This window comes from Streptomyces sp. PT12, from assembly GCF_003311645.1.
Classification (GTDB): domain Bacteria; phylum Actinomycetota; class Actinomycetes; order Streptomycetales; family Streptomycetaceae; genus Streptomyces.
On sequence record NZ_QEST01000280.1, the window covers coordinates 27511 to 48202 of the forward strand.

Annotated in this window: 17 protein-coding genes; 5 read left to right on the plus strand and 12 right to left on the minus strand. The window is 73.4% G+C overall.

Translation table 11 applies throughout. The annotated features are described in order from the left end of the window. Positions 1-49 precede the first annotated feature (49 nt). Complete coding sequence (locus DEH69_RS29410) at positions 50-904, minus strand: ABC transporter permease (protein WP_113690037.1); 855 nt, start codon at positions 902-904, stop codon at positions 50-52. Beyond that, entirely contained in the window at positions 904-3669 is a 2766-nt protein-coding gene (locus tag DEH69_RS29415; RefSeq protein WP_113690038.1) for an alpha/beta fold hydrolase, read from the minus strand. The genes DEH69_RS29410 and DEH69_RS29415 overlap by 1 nt, the downstream gene beginning before the upstream one ends. A 265-nt stretch (positions 3670-3934) precedes the next feature. On the opposite strand from DEH69_RS29415, the gene DEH69_RS29420 reads away from it, so the two are divergent. Then, positions 3935-5455: an MDR family MFS transporter gene (locus DEH69_RS29420; RefSeq protein ID WP_113690039.1), complete on the plus strand. Its 1521-nt coding sequence runs from the start codon at positions 3935-3937 to the stop codon at positions 5453-5455. Between the two features lie 96 nt (positions 5456-5551). Here the strand turns inward: DEH69_RS29420 and DEH69_RS29425 are convergent, their stop codons facing one another. Both DEH69_RS29425 and DEH69_RS29430 read right to left on the minus strand, forming a co-directional pair. Further along, positions 5552-5788, minus strand: a complete 237-nt coding sequence (locus DEH69_RS29425) for a DUF397 domain-containing protein (RefSeq protein ID WP_113690040.1) — start codon at positions 5786-5788, stop codon at positions 5552-5554. A gap of 37 nt (positions 5789-5825) precedes the next feature. Beyond that, positions 5826-6683: a helix-turn-helix transcriptional regulator gene (locus DEH69_RS29430; protein ID WP_113690041.1), complete on the minus strand. Its 858-nt coding sequence runs from the start codon at positions 6681-6683 to the stop codon at positions 5826-5828. Positions 6684-6955: 272 nt separating this feature from the next. Here DEH69_RS29430 and DEH69_RS29440 point away from each other — a divergent pair, with 272 nt between their 5' ends. The 3 genes from DEH69_RS29440 (at position 6956) to DEH69_RS29450 (ending at position 11338) form a co-directional block, all read left to right on the plus strand. Then, positions 6956-7402, plus strand: coding sequence for an ATP-binding protein (locus DEH69_RS29440; RefSeq protein WP_113690043.1), 447 nt, complete (start codon positions 6956-6958; stop codon positions 7400-7402). Between the two features lie 143 nt (positions 7403-7545). Further along, the gene (locus DEH69_RS29445) at positions 7546-9339 is read left to right on the plus strand and encodes a VanW family protein (RefSeq protein ID WP_113690044.1); all 1794 of its coding nucleotides are present in this window, start codon (positions 7546-7548) and stop codon (positions 9337-9339) included. A gap of 322 nt (positions 9340-9661) precedes the next feature. Beyond that, positions 9662-11338: a BCCT family transporter gene (locus tag DEH69_RS29450; RefSeq protein WP_258535059.1), complete on the plus strand. Its 1677-nt coding sequence runs from the start codon at positions 9662-9664 to the stop codon at positions 11336-11338. A 215-nt stretch (positions 11339-11553) separates the two neighbouring features. Here DEH69_RS29450 and DEH69_RS29455 read toward each other — a convergent pair whose 3' ends face one another. Continuing rightward, positions 11554-12375, minus strand: coding sequence for a bifunctional 2-polyprenyl-6-hydroxyphenol methylase/3-demethylubiquinol 3-O-methyltransferase UbiG (locus tag DEH69_RS29455; RefSeq protein WP_113690046.1), 822 nt, complete (start codon positions 12373-12375; stop codon positions 11554-11556). Between the two features lie 79 nt (positions 12376-12454). Next, positions 12455-13612, minus strand: a complete 1158-nt coding sequence (locus DEH69_RS29460; RefSeq protein ID WP_113690047.1) for a DUF2330 domain-containing protein — start codon at positions 13610-13612, stop codon at positions 12455-12457. On the opposite strand from DEH69_RS29460, the gene gvpO reads away from it, so the two are divergent. Next, positions 13559-14086 (plus strand): gas vesicle protein GvpO, encoded by a 528-nt coding sequence (gene gvpO, locus DEH69_RS33520; protein ID WP_309302915.1) that lies wholly within the window; start codon positions 13559-13561, stop codon positions 14084-14086. The genes DEH69_RS29460 and gvpO overlap by 54 nt on opposite strands. Before the next feature lie 116 nt (positions 14087-14202). Here the strand turns inward: gvpO and DEH69_RS29470 are convergent, their stop codons facing one another. The 6 genes from DEH69_RS29470 to DEH69_RS33235 all read right to left on the minus strand — a co-directional run bounded on the left by DEH69_RS29470 (position 14203) and on the right by DEH69_RS33235 (position 20410). After that, complete coding sequence (locus DEH69_RS29470; RefSeq protein WP_113690049.1) at positions 14203-15855, minus strand: FAD-binding dehydrogenase; 1653 nt, start codon at positions 15853-15855, stop codon at positions 14203-14205. A gap of 77 nt (positions 15856-15932) precedes the next feature. After that, entirely contained in the window at positions 15933-16844 is a 912-nt protein-coding gene (locus tag DEH69_RS29475; RefSeq protein WP_113690050.1) for a biotin-dependent carboxyltransferase family protein, read from the minus strand. After that, positions 16841-17482, minus strand: coding sequence for an allophanate hydrolase subunit 1 (locus DEH69_RS29480; RefSeq protein ID WP_113690051.1), 642 nt, complete (start codon positions 17480-17482; stop codon positions 16841-16843). Before DEH69_RS29480 ends, DEH69_RS29475 begins: the two co-directional genes overlap by 4 nt. After that, positions 17479-18252 (minus strand): LamB/YcsF family protein, encoded by a 774-nt coding sequence (locus tag DEH69_RS29485; protein WP_113690052.1) that lies wholly within the window; start codon positions 18250-18252, stop codon positions 17479-17481. Before DEH69_RS29485 ends, DEH69_RS29480 begins: the two co-directional genes overlap by 4 nt. Beyond that, positions 18246-19094: a putative hydro-lyase gene (locus tag DEH69_RS33230; protein ID WP_113690053.1), complete on the minus strand. Its 849-nt coding sequence runs from the start codon at positions 19092-19094 to the stop codon at positions 18246-18248. Before DEH69_RS33230 ends, DEH69_RS29485 begins: the two co-directional genes overlap by 7 nt. Beyond that, a complete protein-coding gene (locus DEH69_RS33235) occupies positions 19091-20410 on the minus strand; it encodes an MFS transporter (protein WP_113690054.1) in 1320 nt (439 codons plus the stop codon). The genes DEH69_RS33230 and DEH69_RS33235 overlap by 4 nt, the downstream gene beginning before the upstream one ends. Positions 20411-20692 lie beyond the last annotated feature (282 nt).

Genomic DNA, 20692 nt, shown 5'->3' on the forward strand with positions numbered 1-20692 from the left:
GGCGTTGACGGGCAGGCGTTGACGGGCACGGCGTTGACGGGCACGGAGTTCAGGACACGATGTCCTTGGTGCGGAAGCCGCGGAACGCCAGGGCGAACAGCACCAGCGCGTAGGACACCGAGACCGAGGCGCCGCGGATCATACCGCCCCACTCGGCCTCGGGCTGGAGCGCGTCGGCCCACGCGTACAGCCAGTGCGCGGGCAGGAAGTCGCGCCAGTCGCCGAGCGCGGTGATGGCGTCGAGGATGCTGCCCACGATGGTCAGCCCGAGCGCCCCGCCGACCGCGCCGAGCGGGGCGTCGGTGACCGTGGAGAGCCAGAACGCCAGCCCTGCCACGACGAGTTGGCTGACCATCACGAAGGCGGTCGCGACGGCGAGCCTGCCCGCCGCATCGCCCGCGGGCAGGGTGCCGCCCGTGGGCAGCTCAAGCGGGCCCCAGCCGTAGGCGGCGGCGCCCACGCCGAGCGCGACCAGCGGCAGCACGGCGATCGCGGCGGCGCTGAACGCCAGCGCGACGGCCAGCTTGGCGACGAGCAGCCGGGCGCGCGGCACGGGCGCGGCCAGCAGGTAGCGCAGCGAGGACCAGCCCGCCTCCGAGGCGACGGTGTCGCCGAAGAACAGCGCGACCGGCACCACGAGCAGGAAGCCCGTCCCGAGGAAGAGGCATGTGGCGGCGAAGTTGGCGCCCGAGGCGGTGGCGGTGTCCAGCAGGGTCCCCGCCTCGTCGCCGCCGCCCGGCTCCCCACCCACGGCGAAGGCGGCGGCCACCACGAACGGCAGCGCGATCAGCAGGCCGAAGACCACCTGGGTGCGGCGTCTGCGGAGCTGGCGCACGGCCTCCACGCGCAGCGGCAGGGTGCGGCGGGGGCTGTAGCCGGGGGCCGCGTCGAGTGCCGTGGTCATCAGGCACCTCCGATCAGGGTCAGGAACGCGTCCTCGAGGCGGCGTTGGGGCCCCATGCTGTGGACAGGGACGCCGAGCGCGACCAGCTCGGTGAGCAGCCGCGCGGCGTCAACGGTGCCGTCGCCCGCGTCCCCCTCGCCCCGGCCCTCGTCGCCCGCGTCGAGGCGGATCAGCAGCCCGCCATCGGCGCGGGCCGCGGCGGCGACGCCCGGCAGCGCGGACACCCTCTCCAGCAGCTCGTCGGTGAGGGGCGCGGGCGTGCCGACGAGCAGGGTCTCGCCGCGCCCGACGATGTCGGCGACGGGGCCCGCGCTGACCAGCCGCCCGTTGGCCATGACGACGAGGTGGGTGCACGTCTGCTCCACCTCGGCCAGCAGGTGGCTCGAGACGATCACGGTGCGGCCCTCGGCGGCGTAACGGATCATCACGTCCCGCATCGCGCGGATCTGCGGCGGGTCGAGCCCGTTGGTCGGCTCGTCGAGGATCAGCAGCTCGGGCAGGCCGAGCATGGCCTGGGCGATGGCCAGGCGTTGGCGCATGCCCTGGGAGTAGGTGCGCACGGCGCGGTGGACGGCGTCGCCGAGCCCGGCGATCTCCAGCGCCTCGTCCAGGTGGGCGTCATCGGCGGGGCGCCCGGTGGCGCGCCAGTACAGCTGCAGGTTGGTGCGCCCGGTGAGGTGCGGCAGGAAGCCCGCGCCCTCGACGAACGCGCCCACCCGGGAGAGCACGGGCGCCCCCGGGCGGATCGGGTGGCCGAAGACGCGGATCTCCCCGGCGTCGGGGGCGATCAGGCCCATCAGCATCCTCAGCGTGGTGGTCTTGCCCGCGCCGTTGGGCCCGAGGAGGCCGAGAACCTGGCCGCGGGCGACCTGGAAGGAGAGGTCATGGACGGCGTAGCGGTCGACGGCGCCCTTGTAGCGCTTGGTGAGCCCGGTGATCCGCAGGGGGACGTCGGCGAGCTGGGGGTCGGGCGCGGCGTCGGCGGCGCGCGGTCGCCCGGTGAGCAGGAGGGCGGTGGCGAGCGCGGCGGCGGCGAGCGGCAGGCCCCAGGTCCACCAGGGCAGCGGCGTCGCGCCGGTGGCGACGCCGGGCGCGGTGGGGACGGTCAGCCCGTCACCGGCGAGGGCGACGGTGTGGGTGGCGGGCTCGTCGGGCGAGGCGAAGCCGAGGTCGGTGGTGGAGATGACCAGCCGCATGCGGTGGCCCGCCTCGAAGGGGTAGTCGACGACGGGCAGCCGGACGTCGACCGTGCGGCCCTCGTCGGTGCCGTCGATCCGCACGGGCGCGACGAGCTGGGCCGGGAGCGACTGCTGGGAGCCGTCGGGCGAGACGTCGTAGACCTTGGCGAAGAGCACGGCCTCGGGCGCGTCGGACTCCACGGTCAGCCGGACGGTGGGCGAGCCGGTGACGCGGACGGTCTCGTCCAGGGGCGCCGACTCGAACCTGGCGTACTGGCCGGGGAAGTCGAGGGACAGGCCAAGGCCGAGGGCGCCAAGATCGCCGAGCGAGCCGAGCCCGGGAACGGTGGAGACGGCGGGCGGTGAGCCGCCCGCGGGGTTGACGAACGTCTGGGGGTCGCCGGTGAGTTCGACCTCGCGGGCCTCGCCTTCGAGCCCGGGGTAGGCGCTGCCTTCGGCGCCGCGCAGCAGGGTGGCGCCGTCGGTGGAGTCGAAGCCGGTGATGCGGGTGGCGCGGAAGGCGGGGCCCGTGTCGGCGTCCGCCTCGCCCTTGAGGTGGCGGTCGAACCACGCGGTGACGCGGCGGTCGACGCGGCCCTGCTCGGAGACGCCGCCGTCGTGGCCCGCCCAGATCCAGTCGAGCGAGACGGGCGCGCCGTTGGCCGTGATCGCGCGGGCCATCGCGTCGGCGTGGTCGAGGGGGAAGAGGGAGTCGTGCTGGCCCTGGACGATCAGGGTGGGCACGTCGATGCTCTCGGCGACGGCGGAGGGGCTGCGTTCGGCCAGCAGGCGCTCGGCCTCGGGGTCGGGCTCGCCCGAGACGGCGACGCGCTCGTAGAGGTCGCACAGCTCGGTGGTGAAACGGCCGCAGCCCGGGTCGGTCAACGTGTCGGTGGACTGCTCGACGTATCCGGCCCTGGTGGATCCGGTGGTGAACAGGATCCCGGCCCACAGCCGCTTGAAGACGCCGTCGGGGAACAGCGCCCGGCCGAGGTCCCAGTAGGTGATGAGGGGCGCGATCGCGTCCACGCGCGGGTCGTGGCCCGCGGCGAGGAGGGCGATGGCGCCGCCGTAGGAGGCGCCGGTGACGCCCACGCGGGGGTCACCGTCGGCGTCGAGGGCGACCTCGGGGCGCTCGGCGATCCAGTCGACGAGGCGGCGCACGTCTGCGACCTCGGCGTCCGGGTCGTTGAGCCCGATCCGCCCGGTGGATGTGCCGAAGCCGCGGGCCGACCAGGTCATGACGGCGTAGCCGGAGCGGGCGAGCTCCTCGGCCTGGGCGCGGACGTCGTCCTTGCTGCCGCCGAAGCCGTGGCCGACGAGGACGGCGGGGCGGCGTCCGCCCTCGGGGCCCGAGGTGAACCACGACGTGTCGATGGCCACGGTGCCGTCGCTCCCCGGGGCCTCCGGCATGTCGAACACCCGGTCCTCGCGGTGCACTTCGGCCTCGTCCCCGCCCGCCACGGCCCAGGTGCCCGCCGCGGCGAGCGCGGCGAGGGCCGCGACGGCCGCGACCAGGCGCCTGCGGCGTGGGGCGCCGCGCGGGGCGCCGCCGGGGCGAAAACGGCGCGGCCAGGGGAAGTTCATCAGGGCGAGGGTCCCTTCGGGCGGCCGACGATCTCCCCACGCTACCCAATCGCGCCCCCGGCGCGGCCACCGCGCCCGCGCCCCCGGCGCACTCCGAACGGACCTAAAGCTTTCGCCAATTCTTTACATGTACTAAGCATCTTGTCGTATGGTCGCTAGCGGATATCTAGCCCAGGGAGCCTGCTTGACCACGCACAGTGAGGAATCGACGACGTCCGCCCCCGCACCCCCCACCACCGCTCCCCCGGACCAGGGCGCCGTCGCGATGACGCACCCGGAGATCATGCGCGCCCTCTCGGGGCTGCTGCTCGGCATGTTCGCCGCGATCCTGTCGTCCACCATCGTCACCAACGCCCTCCCCCAGATCGTCGGCGACCTCGGCGGCGGCCAGTCCGCGTTCACCTGGGTCGTCACCGGCACGCTGCTCTCGATGACGGCCTCGATGCCGCTGTGGGGGAAGCTGGCCGACCTCTTCAGCAAGAAGCTGCTCATCCAGACCTCGCTGCTGATCTACGTCGGCGGCTCGCTCGTCGCGGGCCTGTCGCGGAGCCCGGAGATGCTGATCGCCGTCCGCGTCGTCCAGGGCCTCGGCGTCGGTGGCCTGATGGGCCTGTCCCAGATCATCCTGGCCGCGATGATCCCCCCGCGCGAACGCGGCCGGTACAGCGGCTACCTCGGCGCGACGTTTGCGGTGGCCACCGTGGGAGGGCCGTTGATCGGCGGCGTCATCACCGACACCCCGGGGCTCGGCTGGCGCTGGTGCTTCTACATCGGCGTGCCGGTCGCGCTCGCCGCCCTCGTCGTGCTCCAGCGGACGCTGCGGCTGCCGCTGACGCGGCGCGAGGTGCGCATCGACTGGGCGGGCGCGCTGCTGGTGAGCGCGTCGGTCTCGCTGCTGCTGATCTGGGTGACCCTCGCGGGCGAGCGCTACGCCTGGCTGTCGTGGCAGAGCGCGCTCATGGTCGGCGGCTCGGTGGCGCTCGGCGCGCTCTTCGTGCTCGTCGAGTCCAGGGCGAGCGACCCGATCATCCCGCTGCGCCTCTTCCGCGACAGGACGATCACGCTGACGTCGGTCGCGTCGCTCCTCGTGGGCATCGCGATGTTCAGCGGAACGGTCTTCTTCAGCCAGTACTTCCAGCTGGCGCGCGGGGAGAGCGCGACGATGTCGGGCGTCATGACCATCCCGCTGATCGCGGGCCTGTTCGTCTCCTCCACCCTCTCCGGGCAGCTGATCACGCGCACGGGCCGGTGGAAGCACTGGCTGGTGACCGGCGGCGTGCTGACCACGGCGGGCCTCGGCCTGCTGGGCACGATGCGGTACGACACGCCCTACGCGCGGGTCGCGGCGTTCATGGCGCTCCTCGGCCTGGGCCTGGGGATGCTCATGCAGAACCTCGTGCTCGCCACCCAGAACCAGGTGCGGCCCGAGGACCTGGGCGTGGCCAGCTCGGTCGTGACGTTCTTCCGGTCCTTCGGCGGCGCGATCGGCGTCTCGGTGCTCGGCGCGGTGCTCGCCACGCGCGTCACCGGCTACGCCGAGGACGGCCTGCACCGGCTCGGCGCGGGGGTCGAGGGCTCGGCCACGGTCGGCGGCGGGGGCGGCATCCCCGATCTGGACGCGCTGCCAGGCCCTTTGCGCACGGTCGTCGAGGGCGCGTACGGGCACGGGGTGGCCGACATCTTCCTGTACGCGGCGCCGTGCGCGCTGCTCGCGCTGGTGTTCACGCTGTTCATCGAGGAGACCGCCTTGCGGACCCGCACGGGCGGCGGCGAGAAGCGGGCCTGAGAACGGCACGGGAACGCACGAGGGAACGGGCATGGATAAGGCCGCTGAGCGGCGCTGGTGCGCTGCTCCGCGGCCGGTCATGCCCTCGGGGCGAGGCTAGGCGAGGAGGAAGTCCGCCTCGCCGCGCTTCGCGCCCCGGATGAAGGTCTCGATCTCGTGGGGGGTGTAAATGAGCGCGGGCCCGTCCGGGTCGGTGGACTGCCGCAGCGCCACCCGTCCGTCGGCCAGCTTCAGCGCCTCGACGCAGTTCCCCCCGTTGGTTCCGCTCCATGGCTTGCTCCATCCCTCGCTGCCCAGCTCGCGGGCGGGCATGCCGTTGTATATGGGTCCCATGGAGTGAGTCGTACGACGCGGGTGGTCACTCATGCGGTCAGAGCTCCTTGCGAATCGCACCGAGGATCGCCTCGGTGTCGTGAACCGGTGCGGCCTGCGCACCCATGCGGTCCAGCACTTCGAGGTACGCGACCGTGTCCGGCCGCTCGTCGTGGTAGACCGCGCCGGTCAAGCTCTCGGCGTAGATGATGTCGGGCAGCTCAGGGATCTCGAACCGGAAGAGCTGGAACGGCCCGAACATGCCGGGATGCGGACCGGCACTGAACGGCATGATCTGCAACGTGACGTTGGGCATCGACGTCGCCTCGATCAGCCGGTCGATCTGCGCGCGCATGACGGACGGGGGTCCGACGCGGCGGCGCAGCACCTGCTCCTCGATCACGGCCCACAGCAGCGGGGCGCGTGACCGGGACAGGAGCTCCTGACGTTCCATGCGCAGGGCGACCCGGCGCTCGATCTCCTTCACGGAGGCGCCGGGAAAGCCGGTCCTGAACAGGACGCGCGCGTAGTCCTCGGTCTGGAGCAGCCCGGGGACGCAGTGGGGCTCATAGGCCCTGATGAGGCTGGCCTCGCCCTCCAGACTCACATAGAGGGAGAACCAGTCGGGCAGCACATCGCGGAAACGGTGCCACCAGCCGGGCCTGTTGGCCTCGTCGACGAGCTGGAGGAACGATTCGGCCTCCACCGGCGGCACACCGTAGCGCTCCAGCAGGGCCTTGACATACAGCGGCTTGAGGCCGACCTCGGCCTTCTCCATGCGGCGTACCGTGGTGGTGTTGACGCTGAGCGCCTTGGCGGCGTCGGCGAAGGAGCAGCCGGCGCGCTCGCGCAGATCCCTCAGACGGAGCCCGAGGACGATCTGCCCGACGGTCGGCCCCGACCGCGCCTCTGCCACGTCGCCTCCCGTGCCGCTGACTTCACTTCCGTGGACTTCACTTCCGTGGACTTCGCTTCCGCCGACGTCACTTCCGCCGACGTCGCTTCCGCCGACTTCGCCTCTACCGACGTCAGGGAGAAGTTTGCCACACCCGGTAGTGGCATCGACAGACGTCGCTTCGCTTTCTGCGAATCGCAGAACTCCCCTTGCGCAATGTGCCTATGGCTGCGCATAGTTAACACGCGACTCAGCTCACGGCTGTCCCGGCACAACGGAAGGCGACCAAGACCGTGTCCCCACTTCACGGCACGACGCCGCTCCCGTTCCCCGCCCCGGTCGGGCCGCGTTCCCAGAGGCGGGGCGAGAGGTTCGAGCTCCCCGCGCTCGCCTCCTCGGTGGCCGTCGCGCGCGGCCGGGTCGGAAGCCACACCAACGCGTGGGGGCTGCCCGACACGGTGCGTGACACCGCACAGCTCATCGTCTCCGAGTTGTTCACCAACGCCCTTCTGCACACCGACAGTCACCAGGTGATCTGCCGCCTCGAATGCGCCGGGGCGCTGCTGCGCATCGAGGTGGCCGACGAGGGGGCGGGCCCGGCCCGCCCCGAGCCGCGCAGCCCCGACCCCGGGGCCGAGCACGGCAGGGGGCTGATGCTGCTCGACGCGCTCGCGAGCCAATGGGGGGTCATCTCCTTCGAGCACGGCGGCTGCACGGTGTGGGCGGAGATCACCTCCTGACCCGGGGCCCGACCCCGGGCCCGGCAGGGGGCGTTGATCGCCCACCCTTGTGATCATCCGGCAACCCTCCGTTTCCGTCGCCCGGGTGGCCTTTGCTAAGCTTCCGGCGTCCGCCGCCTTGTGCGCCGCCCCGAGGGAGTTCCGTGGCCTTCATACCGCCGCCCCCGGCCGAGCCGCCCCGCGTTCCCGGTCCTGGCCGCGTCTCCCGGCTCTCCGACTCCCTGCGCCGCGTCCCGGTTCCGGCCCTGGTCGGCGGCGGGGTCGCCGTGGGGGTCGCCGGGCTCTACCTGGTCGGATCGCTCGCGCTCGGCGGGGAGATCGCGCCCGGCACGACCGTGCGCGGCGTCGACATCGGCGGCCTCTCGCCCGAGCAGGCCCGTGAGCGGCTGGCCGCCGAGCTGCCGCTCGACCGCGACATCCCCGTACTGCTCGAGAGCGAGGACGAGCCGCACGTCGTGGAGCCCGCCGACGCGGGGCTCTCGGTCGACGTGGCGGCGACCGTCGACAAGGCCGACCGGCCCGGCCTCTTCGGACGGCTCTTCGGCATGGGGGGCGACGAGATCGACCCCGTGGTCGTGCAGGACGAGGACGCGAGCGGCGCCGCGCTCACGGCGCTCGCCGAGGAGTCGGACACGGCGGTCCAGGAGGGCGCCATCGCGTTCGAGAGCGGCCAGGTGGTCGTCACCGAGCCGCGCGCGGGCACGGCGCTGGACGTGCGGGCGTCCATCGAGCTGCTGCGCGAGGGCTTTCTGCGGCGCGAGGACGGCGGGGCCGGGGCTGGCGGGGACATCGATCCGGTCGAGCTGCCCGTGACCCAGGCCGAGCCCGTCGTCGACGCGGACGAAGTCGGGCGCGCCGTCGAGGAGTTCGCCGATCCGGCGATGTCGGCCCCCGTGCTGCTGACCGCGGGCGACGCGGTGATCTCGATCCCGCCCGGCGTCATCGGCGACCATCTGACGCTCCAGGCCGACGACCGCGGCCGCCTCGAACCCCGGCTCGACGGGGCGGGCCTGGCCGAGGACGAGCGGCTGGCCGAGCCGATCGCCGCGGCCGAGGTGGAGCCCGTGGACGCGACGCTCTCGCTGTCCGGCGGCCAGGTCATGGCCTCCGGCGGCTCCCCCGGCACGCGCGTGGTCACCGACTCCCTGGGCGAGACCGTGATGCCGCTGCTCACCGGCGTGGGCGACGCGGCGCGCACGGCCCCCGTGGACACCGCCGAGGTGGAGCCGACGCTGAGCGCGGACACCTACCGGGACCTGGGGCTCGTGGAGGAGATGTCGTCGTTCACCGTGAACTTCGAGCCCGCGCCCTACCGCACCACCAACATCGGCAGGGCCGCCGAGCTGATCAACGGCTCGCTCGTGCTGCCCGACGAGACGTGGAGCTTCAACGAGACCGTCGGCGAGCGCACCGAGGAGAACGGGTTCGTCGAGGGCGTCATCATCCTGGACGACCAGTACCAGCAGGCGCAGGGCGGCGGCGTCTCGGCCGTGGCCACCACGATGTTCAACGCGGTCTTCTTCGCGGGCGTCGACCCCGTGGAGTACGGCGCGCACTCGTTCTACATCGAGCGCTACCCCGCGGGGCGCGAGGCGACGGTGGCGTGGGGCAGCCTCGACCTGCGCTTCCTCAACGACTCGGGGAACGCGATCTACATCATGGCCAGCGCGACGGACACGTCGGTGACCGTGACGTTCCTCGGCACCAAGCGGTACGACGAGGTGCGCGCCGAGGAGGGCCCGAGGGAGAACGTGACGGAGCCGGGGCGCCGCGAGGGCGAGGGCGAGGACTGCGTGCCGCAGCCGCCGCTCGAAGGCTTCGACATCGAGGTGGACCGGGTGTTCGTCGACGGCGGCGCCGAGGCGGGCCGCGAGACGTTCTCCACGAGCTATGTCCCCCGCGACGAGGTCATCTGCCGCCCCGCCGAGGGCGAGTAGCGCGGCACCACCGGCGCGAGACGGAACTCCCGTCGCCCGTTCGAGACCTGAACACGGGCGGGCCCTTTGCCCTTCTCTCTGCTGATGTGCCGGGCACCGGCGACTACGGTGTGCATCGTGGCGCTCACCGGGCGCGATACCACTGCCCTTGATCGAAATCGGTACGCATGGTCCCGGGGATCCGGGGTAGCCGCCCGCCCATGTGAAAGGCGGCCCGGCGGGGTGACCACCCCGTCCAGGGCTTGAACGAAAGGCAGGACACAGCGTGCCAGGCGAGAAACGGGGCTCTGAAGATGCGAGCACAAGCAGCAGAGGGCCGTCACTGATCAGATCGCGAACGGATCCGATCGTCTTCGGAGTCGCCGCGGTGGTGACGCTGGCGTTCGTACTGTGGGGCGCGGTGTCATCGGGGTCGCTCGCGGACGCGTCCGGCGACATGCTCGACGCCGTGATCCAGAATGGCGGCTGGGGCTTCGTGCTGGTCGCCTCGGGGTTCGTGGTGTTCGCGCTGTGGCTCGCGATCAGCCGCTACGGGCGGATCACGCTGGGCAAGGAGGGCGAGGAGCCGGAGTTCAGGACGATCTCGTGGATCGCGATGATGTTCAGCGCGGGCATGGGCATCGGGCTGATGTTCTTCGGGGTCAACGAGCCATTGACGCACTTCGTCTCCCCGCCGCCCGGCACCGACCCCGCGGACTCGGGCGAGGCGATGTCGACCGCGATGGCGACCACGCTCTTCCACTGGACGGTGCACCCCTGGGCCATCTACGCGGTGGCGGGCATGGCGATCGCCTACAGCACGTTCCGGATGCGGCGCAGGCAGACGATCAGCGCGGTGTTCACGCCGCTGATCGGCGAGAAGCGGGCCAACGGCACGGCGGGGCGGATCATAGACATCCTGGCCATCATCGCCACCCTCTTCGGCTCGGCCGCCTCGCTCGGCCTCGGCGCCCTCCAGATCGGCAGCGGCTTCATGGAGCTCGACTGGCTTGACGAGGTGAGCGACACGCTGCTCGTGCTGATCATCGCGGCCCTGACGCTGGCGTTCGTGCTGTCGGCGGTCTCCGGGGTCGCCAAGGGCATCCAGTGGCTGTCCAACACCAACATGGTGCTCGCCGGGGTGCTCGCGCTCTTCCTGTTCGTCGTCGGGCCGACCGTGCTGATCCTGGACCTGCTGCCGACGTCCGTCGGCTCCTTCGTCGGCGAGCTGCCGGGGATGGCCGCGCGCACCGAGGCGAGCGGCGGCGAGGACATCGGGGGCTGGCTCTCGGGCTGGACGGTCTTCTACTGGGCGTGGTGGATCTCGTGGACGCCGTTTGTCGGCATGTTCATCGCCCGGATCAGCCGGGGGCGCACGATCCGGCAGTTCGTGGGCGGCGTGATCCTGGTGCCGAGCACGGTCAGCCTGGTCTGGTTCGCGATCTTCGGCGGGACCGGAATGCGCCTTGAGGAGGAGGGCGCGCGGATCACCGACGAGGCCACGCCCGAGGGGCAGTTGTTCGCGGTGCTGCGCGACTACCCGCTGGCCACCCTGACGTCGATCCTCGTGATGGTCCTGGTGGGCATCTTCTTCGTCTCGGGCGCCGACGCGGCGTCGATCGTGATGGGCACGCTGTCGCAGCGCGGCACGCTCGAACCCAGCCGGATCCTGGTCATCTTCTGGGGCGTTCTGACCGGAGCGGTCGCGGCGATCATGCTGCTGATGAGCGACGAGGGATCGAACGCGTTGGATGGCTTGCAGAATCTGACCATTCTGGCGGCCGTGCCGTTCACGCTCGTAATGATCGGGCTGTGTGCGGCGTTGATGCGCGACCTGCGCCAGGACCCGCTCATCCTGCGCGGTGAACGGGGCGAGGAGGCCGTGGAGATGGCGGTCATCGCCGGTCACGAGCGCTACGACGGCGACTTCGAGCTGCGCATCGGCCCCGGCGACCGCAACGGCGACACCGGTGTCGACGTCGGCATAGACGTCGTCGTCACCGAGAAGCGGAATCACTAGCGGCGCGTCCGTCGGGGTTCGCCCGTACAGGAGCGGCGTCCGGTGCGGTGGTCCCCCAGGCCCGCGAGGGCCTGGGAGGTACCCCATCAGGCGCCGGATCGCCCTCGTGCTCGGGGGCCCACCCGGACGAAGTCTGGGGGCACTTGGGTGCTTCGGCAACGCAGCGAGGTGCCGTGCCGGGCGTCGCGACGGGGCGAACCTTGGCTGACGCTGCGCTAGCGGGCTACGCCTGCCGGGCGGCGCGCGCGGATCGAGAACATCAGCGGGACACGCGGCCGCCCGGCCGGGTAGCGGTATCCGGGCTGCCCTGGCACCCGTTCGAGCTCGGGGAAGCGCGTCCAGAGGGTGTAGTCGTGCTCGTTCAGCAGCTCGATCACCAGACCGGCCCTGGCCAGCGCCGTGACGATCTCGCCCAGCGTGTGGTGCCATTGCACCTGCACCGTGTGGGCCAGCTCGCCGTCGCCCGTGTAGGAGTGCGGGAAGTCGAACCTCTCCCCCTCGGTGAAGAAGTAGTCCCGCACGACCGCGGTGCCCTGCTCGCCTAGCACCTCGGTGAACGGGTGGAACTCCGCGAGGTAGAGCACCCCTCCCTCGGCCACGAGCGACGCGGCCACCCGCGCCCAGCGCTCGACGTCGGGCAGCCACACCAGGGCGCCGACGCCGGTGTAGACGATGTCGAACCGCTCGCCGCCCAGCGCCTCCGCGGCGTCGTGGACGTCGGCGACCACGAAGCGGGCCCGGTCGGCGAGCCCGATGTCCGCCGCCAGGCCCCGCGCGGTCTCCACGGCGGGCGCGGAGAAGTCGAGGCCGGTCACGCGCGCGCCCCGGCGCGCCCACGAGAGGGTGTCCTGGCCCATGTGGCACTGGAGATGGAGCAGGCTCCTGCCCTTCACATCGCCGAGCTCGTCGATCTCGAAGGGCCGCAGCGTGTCGGCTCCCTCACGAAAGCCCGGCAGGTCGTAGAAGTCGCTCGCGGCGTGCACGGCCACGCGATCGTCCCAGTTCTCGCGGTTGCGCCGCAGCCAGTCGTCGTTCACGCGTGCGACCGTAGGCGTGATCAGCCGGGCCCCGCAAACGATTTGGGGGGCGTGGCGGGCGTGGCGGGTCCCTCGGCGGTCAGGGCCTGTGCACCCCGAGCAGGCGCGCCGCCCGCCGGTGGCGCCTGACGCGGTGGACGCCGAACCCGCCGCCCGCGCCCAGCAGGAGCGCGGCGCCGAGCACGGTGACGAGCCACGCGGGGACGCCCGCCCAGGTGAGCAGCTCGTCCTCGTACGCGACCGGCCTGACCTCGGTGTCCTGAGCGGAACGGCTGAGCGTGTGATCGCCGTTGATCGCCGAGGGTTCGGGAAATGACTGTTCGACGACGGTGAGGAACGTGTCGCCCGCCGCGAGGTCGCGCAGCGGGCCCTCGGGCTGCTCGTCGACCGGGAGCCGTGCGGCGAAGGTCACCTCGGGCGGCGAGCCTCCGATGGCGTCGACGGGCTCCATGCGGCCGGGGCCCAGGACATAGAGCGTGAGCGACTGCTCGGTGTCGGCGTTGGCCGAGAGCCGCATCGGATAGACGGGCTCGTCGGCGGCGAAGGTGAGCGAGATCGGGTCCAACGTGCCGCCGAGCACGGCTGGTTCGGCGCCCTCGGCGTCGCCGTCCCCCTCGGCGCCCGCGGGCGCGAGGCGGATCGCGACATACTCCCAGCCCTGCTCGACATAGGGCGCGAGACCGGCCGCCAGGTCCTCGGGGAGCGCGAAGCCGTTGTCGCCGAGCCAGGAGTCGAGCGCGCCGGGGTCGGTGGCCGCGAGCCGCGCCACGTCGAACGGGCCGAGCCGGTCGCGGCTGATGATGTCCACCGGAGGGGCGCCGTCCATCGGCGGCGCGCCCGCCCCATCGCCCGCCCCATCGCCCGCGCCGTCGCCATCGCCCCGCGGCCAGTCGCCATCGCGCGGCCAGAAGTAGTGCCTGGTGCGCCGCTCCGGCGCGGTCGCTGCGCGCAGGTCGTCGAACAACTCCCGCTCGGCGAGCGCCACTTCGGCGCGGTCGGGCACCGGCATGATCCAGGCGGCCTCGGTGGCGTCCCCGCCCACCGTGAGGCTCATGACGATCCGCTCGGTGGCGCCGTCCCAGGTCACCACCGAGGTCTCACGCTCGACGGCGATCGTGTCGTCGGGGTCGGTCACCATGCCGCCGCAGCCGCACGCGTAGGCGGGCCAGGCCACCGCCGCGAACTGCGCGAGCAGCAGCAGGAGAACGGTCGTCGCCGCGTTTCGTCGGATGCTCATCTCCCGTGGGGACGGCCCGGAAGGCGCCGCGGTTCCGGCGCGGGGGCGCCGCGGACGTTTGGTGGCGACCCCGGCAAGGAACCCGGTCTTCGCCATGGCGAACAGAGACCGGGCAAGAGAAGCCAACGAGCCGGACGGCGCGGCGGACGGCAGGCGGACGGCAGGCGGACGGCAGGCGGACGGCAGGCGGACAAGGCCAACGGCGGTGCCGGGAGCCCGCGTTCCGTCCTCGACGTGATGCGGCGGGCGGGCGCGGAGTTCCAGGAGCTGACCGGCCTGAGGGCCGAGGCGGTCACCCGTTTCGAACGGGTCGACGGCGGCTGGGCGGTCGAGGCCGAGGTGACCGAGCTGGCGCGCGTGCCCGACACGATGAGCCTGATGGCCACCTACGAGGTCACCACGGGCGCGGACGGCGCCGTGACCGGCTGTCGGCGGGTCCGCCGCTACGAGCGGGGCCGGGCCGACCGCGCCTGACGGCGCGAAGGACGGCATCGCGCCCGATGAGCTGAACCTGGACCTGGGCCCCGCTCGGCTCGCTCCTCTTCCGCGCGTGGCCGCGCCGGGAACGGCGGCCTACAGGACTCGATGTCCTACAGCGCGCGGGCCGCGGCGCGCCCCGCCGTTCGCCCGGAGAAGAGGCATCCGCCGAGGAACGTGCCTTCGAGCGAGCGGTAGCCGTGCATCCCGCCGCCGCCGAAGCCCGCCGCCTCGCCCGCCGCGTAGAGCCCGGGCACGGGGTCGCCGCCCTCGGCGAGCACGCGCGCGGAGAGGTCCGTCTCAAGGCCGCCCAGCGTCTTGCGGGTCAGGATGTGCAGCCGCACGGCGATCAGCGGCCCCGCGTCCGGGTCGAGGAAGCGGTGCGGCGCCGCGACGCGGACCAGCCGGTCGCCGAGGTAGGCGCGCGCCCCGCGCACGGCCGTGAGCTGGAGGTCCTTGGTGAAGCGGTGGCCCACCTCGCGGTCGCGCGCCTCGATGTCGCGGCGCAGGGCGCGCTCGTCGACCAGCCGCTCGCCGGTCAGCTCGTTCATCCCCTTCACGAGCGCGCCGAGGTCGCGCTCCACCACGAAGTCGGGGCCGTGCTCCATGAACGCCCGCACGGGTCCCGGCGCCCCCGAGCGGGCCCTGGCCAGGACGCCGCGCACGCTGCGCCCCGTGAGGTCGGGGTTCTGCTCGGAGCCCGAGAGCGCGAACTCCTTCTCGATGATCTTCCTGGTGAGCACGAACCACGTGTGCCCGTGCCCGCCGCGCGTGATGTGCTCAAGGGTGCCGAGCGTGTCGAAGCCGGGGAAGAGCGGCACGGGCAGCCGCCGCCCCGTGGCGTCGAGCCACAGCGACGAGGGCCCCGGCAGGATCCGGATGCCGTGCCGGGACCAGATGGGGTCCCAGTTGGTGATGCCCTCGGTGTAGTGCCACATCCGGTCGCGGTTGACCAGCCGCGCGCCGGCGCGTTCGGCGATCCCGAGCAGCCGCCCGTCCACGTGCGCGGGAACGCCGCTGAGCAGGTGCGCGGGGGGCGCGCCCAGGCGTTCCGGCCAGTGCTCGCGGACTAGGTCGTGGTTCCCGCCGATGCCGCCCGAGGTGACGATCACGGCCTGGGCGCGCAGCTCGAACAGGCCGATCACCTCGCGGCTGCTCGCCGTGCCGCGCCGCGCGGCGCTCGGCGCGAGCACCTCGCCCGTGACGGTGTCGAGCGCGCCCGCGCTGCGCCCGAGCCCGGCCACGCGGTGGCGGAACCTCAGGTCGACCAGGCCGCGTTCGGCCGCGGCGCGCACGCGGCGTTCGAACGGCTCGACGAGGCCGGGGCCCGTTCCCCAGGTGATGTGGAAGCGGGGCACGGAGTTCCCGTGGCCGCCCGCCGCGTAGCCGCCGCGCTCGGCCCAGCCGACGACGGGGAAGAACCGTATGCCGTGGCCGCGCAGCCACGCCCGCTTCTCCCCCGCGGCGAAGTCGACATAGGACTCGGCCCAGCGGCGCGGCCAGTGGTCCTCCGGCCTGTCGAACGCGGCCGTGCCGAGCCAGTCCTGCCACGCCAGGTCCCTGCTGTCGCGCACGCGCAGCCGCCGCTGCTCGGGCGAGCCGACCAGGAAGAGGCCGCCGAACGACCAGTGCGCCTGCCCGCCGATGGACGCCTCGGGCTCCTGGTCGAGCAGGATCACCTTCCGCCCGGTGTCGGCCAGCTCGGCGGTGGCGGTCAGACCGGCGAGCCCGGCCCCGATCACGATGACGTCGGCGTCATAGGCCATCCCCGCATCCTGGGCCACGGGCGGTACGGCGTCAACGGCGGCGCCGACGCCCGGCATCAACGGCGGCGCCGAGGGCATCAACGCCCCGGCGCGGCCCGGTGGATCGCCCCGCCGCGCATCGCCCCGCCGCGCACCAGGAAACGCACCGGGGTGCCGGGCCTGGCCTGGGCCGCCGCGGCGAGGTCGGGCTCGGCCACGACGCCGATCACGGGGTAGCCGCCGGTGGGCGGGTGGTCGGCGAGGAACACCACGGGCAGGCCGTCGGGCGGCACCTGGACGGCGCCGAGCACCGTGCCCTCGCTCGGCAGCTCGCCGTCCCTGGCGCGCGCGAGCGGTGGGCCCTCGGTGCGCAGGCCGATGCGGTTGGCGGCGGGCGATACCACGTAGCGGGCGCTGGCCAGGGTGGCGAGCGCCCCCGGCGCGAACCAGTCGTCGCGCGGCCCGGGGCGCACGCGCAGCACGAGGGTGGCGGGGGGCGCCGGGTGCGGGATCGCGTCGGCGGGCGCGGGGGGCGGCCCAGGGGCGCCGAGCGGGAGTTCCGCGCCCTCGGCCAGCGGCGGGGGGCCGAGGCCCGAGAGCAGGTCGGTGGCGCGGCTGCCCAGCACGGGGGCGACGGCGACGCCCCCCGCGAACGCCACATGGCAGCGCACCCCGCTCCCCGCGGGCCCGAGGGCGAGCACGGCCCCCGCGGGCACGCGCACCGGCGCGCCCCAGGGCGCGGGCGTCCCGTCGACGGTGACGGCGCAGAACGCCCCGGTCACCGCCGCGGTGACGGGGTGGCTCGGGCGGACCGCGCAGCCGCCGAGGGTTGTCTCCAGGGTGGCGGCGCTGGGGTCGTTGCCCACGAGGCGGTTCGCGAGCAGGTGCGCGGGCCGGTCGAGCGCTCCCGAGCGCGGCACGCCGAGGTGTGCGAGGCCGGGCCGCCCGAGGTCCTGAACGGTGGTCAGCGGCCCAGGGGCCACCACCGTGAGGGTGGGGCGCGCGCTCATCCGGCGGACCCGGAGGCGGCCTCGGGAGCGAGGGGGACGAAGCGGACGCGCGTGCCGGGCGTGAGGAGCGCCGCGGGGGCGCGTTCCGGATCCCACAGCACCGCGTCGGTGGTGCCGATGAGCTGCCAGCCCCCGGGCGAGGCATGCGGATAGACGCCCGTGTAGGGCCCGGCGAGGGCGACGGAGCCGACGGGGACGCGGGTCCTCGGGGTGGCCCTGCGCGGCACGGCGTACCGTTCCGGCAGGCCCGTGAGGTAGCCGAACCCCGGCGCGAAGCCGCAGAACGCCACCCGGAACGCCGTTCCCGCGTGGATCCCCGCGACGTCATCGGGCTTCACGCCCCAGTGGCGGGCGACTTCGGCGAGGTCGGGCCCCGTGTAGCGCACGGGCAGGGTGACGGTGTCGCCCGCCTCGGGCGCGGTGGGCGGGATCTCCCACGTGGGGAGAGCCGCGGCAAGGCGCGCCGGGTCGGCGACGCCGTCGACGAGCACGGTGCGGGCGGCGGGCACGATGTCGGTCACGGGCCCGAGCGCCCCCGCGTCCCGGCGCCGCAGCAGCTCGGCGTGCAGGGCCAACGCGGCGTCGCCGTCCGGGAGTTCGACGAGCAGCGCGTGGTCGCCCACGGGGATGGCCCTCATGCGAAGGGCTCCACGGCGACCCGCGCGGCCTCGAGCCCTTCGCGGACCCTGCGGGCCAGCGCGGCGGCGCCCTCGGTGTCGCCGTGCACGCACAGCGAACGCGCCCTGATGGCGAGGGTGCCGCCCCCGTGGGTGGTCACCCTGCCCTCGGTGGCGATCCCGACCGAGCGCCGCACCACCGCGTCGGGGTCGACGACCACCGCGCCCGGCTCGCGCCGGGGCACCAGCGCGCCGCCGTCGGTGTAGGCCCGGTCGGCGAACGCCTCGTTCACCACGGGAAGTCCCGCGGCGGCCGCGGCCCGGTGCAGCGCCGAGCCCGGCAGTCCGAGCACGGACAGCCGGGCCCCGGCCAGGGCGGCGCCCTCGGCCACGGCCGCGGCCTGGGCCTCGTCGGTGACGGCGCGGTTGTAGAGGGCGCCGTGCGGCTTGACGTAGGAGACGCGGGACCCGGCAGCGCGGGCGAAGACCTCGAGGGCGCCGATCTGGTAGGCGACGTCGGCCGCCAACTCGCCCGGCTCGACATCCATCGCCCGGCGGCCGAAGCCCGCCAGGTCCCGGTAGGAGACCTGCGCCCCGATGGCCACGCCGCGCTCGGCTGCCAGGGCGCAGACCCGGCGCATGGTGGAGGCGTCGCCCGCGTGATAGCCGCACGCCACGTTGGCGCTCGTCACGACGGACAGCAGCGTTTCGTCGTCGGTCAGCCGCCACCGTCCGAACCCCTCGCCGAGATCGGCGTTGAGATCGATCGACGCTCTCCCTGTGCTCAACATGCGACCTGAAACTCCTTGTCCCGCGCGTCGGTGATGAACATATAGCCCGGCGCGTGGGTGATCGCGAACGGTGGGCGCGATGCCATCAGCGCGGCCTGGGCCGTGACGCCGCAGGCCCAGAAGACCGGGACATCGCCCGGCTCGGGGGTGACGGCCTCACCGAAGTCGGGCCGGTCGATGGACCTGATGCCCAGGGCCATCGGGTCGCCCGTGTGGACGGGGCCGCCGTGCATCCCCGGCATCGTGGCGGTGATCAGGCGCGCCCTGCGCACCAGGGGCGCGGGCACGGGCCGCATCGAGACGACCAGGGGGCCGCTGAGCCGCCGCGCGGGGCGGCAGGCGCGGTTGGTGACATACATGGGGACGTTGCGGCCCTGCTCGGTGTGGCGCAGCGGAACGCCCGCCAGGGCCAGGGCCGTTTCGAAGGTGAAGCTGCACCCGATGAGGAACGCCACCAGGTCGTCCCTCCAGTGCGCGCTCGCGTCCCGTGGCTCGTCGACGAGGACGCCGTTCTCCCAGACGCGGTAGCGCGGCAGGTCGGTGCGGAGGTCGGCGCCTGGGGCGAGCCGGGTCGTCCAGGATCCGGCCGCGGTGGTGTCGAGGACCGGGCAGGGCTGGGGGTTGCGCCCGCAGAACTCCTCGACGTCCCGCGCCCAGTCGGCGGGCACGGCGACGAGGTTGGCCTGGGTGCGGCCGGGGGCCAGGCCCGCGGTGGGGGCGGCGTGCCCGGCGCGGAAGCGGGCGCGGAGCTCGGCAGGTCCGGGGGGCCGCGGGGGGCCGGGGGGCGTGTGCGGGGGTCCCTGGGGTGCTCGCGGGGGTCCCTGGGGTGCTCGCGGATTCACAGGGCGCGTCCTTTCGTCTCGGGCAGGCCGAGCAGGGCCAGCAGGGCGAGGGCGTAGGCGGCCGCGCCGAAGACCAGGGCGCCGCCGACGCCGAGCCGGTCGGCCATGAAGCCGACGGTGGTGGGGAAGACGGCGCCGACGGCCCGTCCGGTGTTGTAGGTGAAGCCCTGGCCCGTGCCGCGCAGGGCCGTGGGGTAGAGCTCGGCGAGCAGCGAGCCGAACGAGCTGAAGATGGCCGACGAGCAGAAGCCGAGCGGCAGTCCGAGCACCATGACCAGGGTGTTGGCGCCCTCGGGGACGGCGCTGTAGGCGCCGATGGACAGGGCGGACAGGACGGCGAACAGCGCGATGTTGTGCCGCCTGCCGAGCCGGTCGGTGATGTAGCCGCCGGTGAGATACCCGGCGAACGCGCCCGAGATGAGGAACGTGAGATAGCCCCCGGTGTTCACGACCGAGAGGCCGCGCTCGTCGCGCAGATAGGAGGGCACCCATGTGGCGAGCGTGTAGTAGCCGCCCTGGACGCCGGTGGAGAGCAGGACCGCGAACAGGGTGGGGCGCAGCAGCGGGCCGCGGAAGATGGCCCGCAGCGAGCCGCGTTCGGCGCTGCGCAGGCGGCGTTCGGTCACCGCGGGGGCGTCGGTGACGCTGCGGCGGACATAGAGGACGAGCAGGGCGGGGAGCGCGCCGGTGAGGAACATCACGCGCCAGGCGGTGTCCTCGGGGAAGACCGAGAAGATCACGGTGTTGACGACCACGGCGAGGCCCCAGCCGACCGCCCATGAGCTCTGGATCCAGGCGAGGGTGCGGCCCCGGTGCCGGTCGCTGGCGTACTCGGCGACCAGGACGGCGCCGACCGCCCACTCGCCGCCGAAGCCGAGGCCCTGGAGCGCGCGGAAGACCAGCAGCAGCTCGTAGCTGGGGGCGAGGCCGCACAGCAGGGTGAAGAACGCGTAGGTGACGACGGTGATCATCAGCGCCCTGACCCTGCCGATGCGGTCGGCGAGCACTCCGGCCGCGGCGCCGCCGAGCGCGGAGAACAGGAGCGTGACCGTGGTCAGCAGGCCGGTCTGGCCAGAGTTCAGGAGGAAGTACGCCTCGATGGCGACCATGCTCAGCGGGAGCGTGAAGAAGTCGTAGGAGTCGAGGCCATAGCCGCCGAACGCGCCGGCGAAGGCGCGGCGGCCGCGGGGGCCGAGGGAGCGGAACCAGGCGAACGAGCCGGTCTCGCCCGCGTCCTGGGGGTCGGATCCGGGTGGGGATCCGGGGTGGGAGGGGCCAAGTCCTGGCGGGGCGGGGGGCGTTGCGTGCGAGCTCATGTGCACCTCACGGAAGCGGGAACCGCGATCGGGTTCGGATGAGTCGGGTGCTGTGCCGTGTCCTGCTGTGCTGTGCCATGCCGTGCGTTGCCGTGCCGTGCGTTGCCGTGCCGTGCCGCGGGTGTGCGAGGGCGGCAGGGCCGCCCTCCCTCAAGCTAGGGGATTGTTCAACAAGAGAGCAAGGGATCAGGGGAACGATCCTCACGTTGTCTCATTCTCGTTTCCGCGATTGACTGCGGGGGGCACGATGGCGCCCCGGGGGGAGGGCCGCGCGGAAAGAGG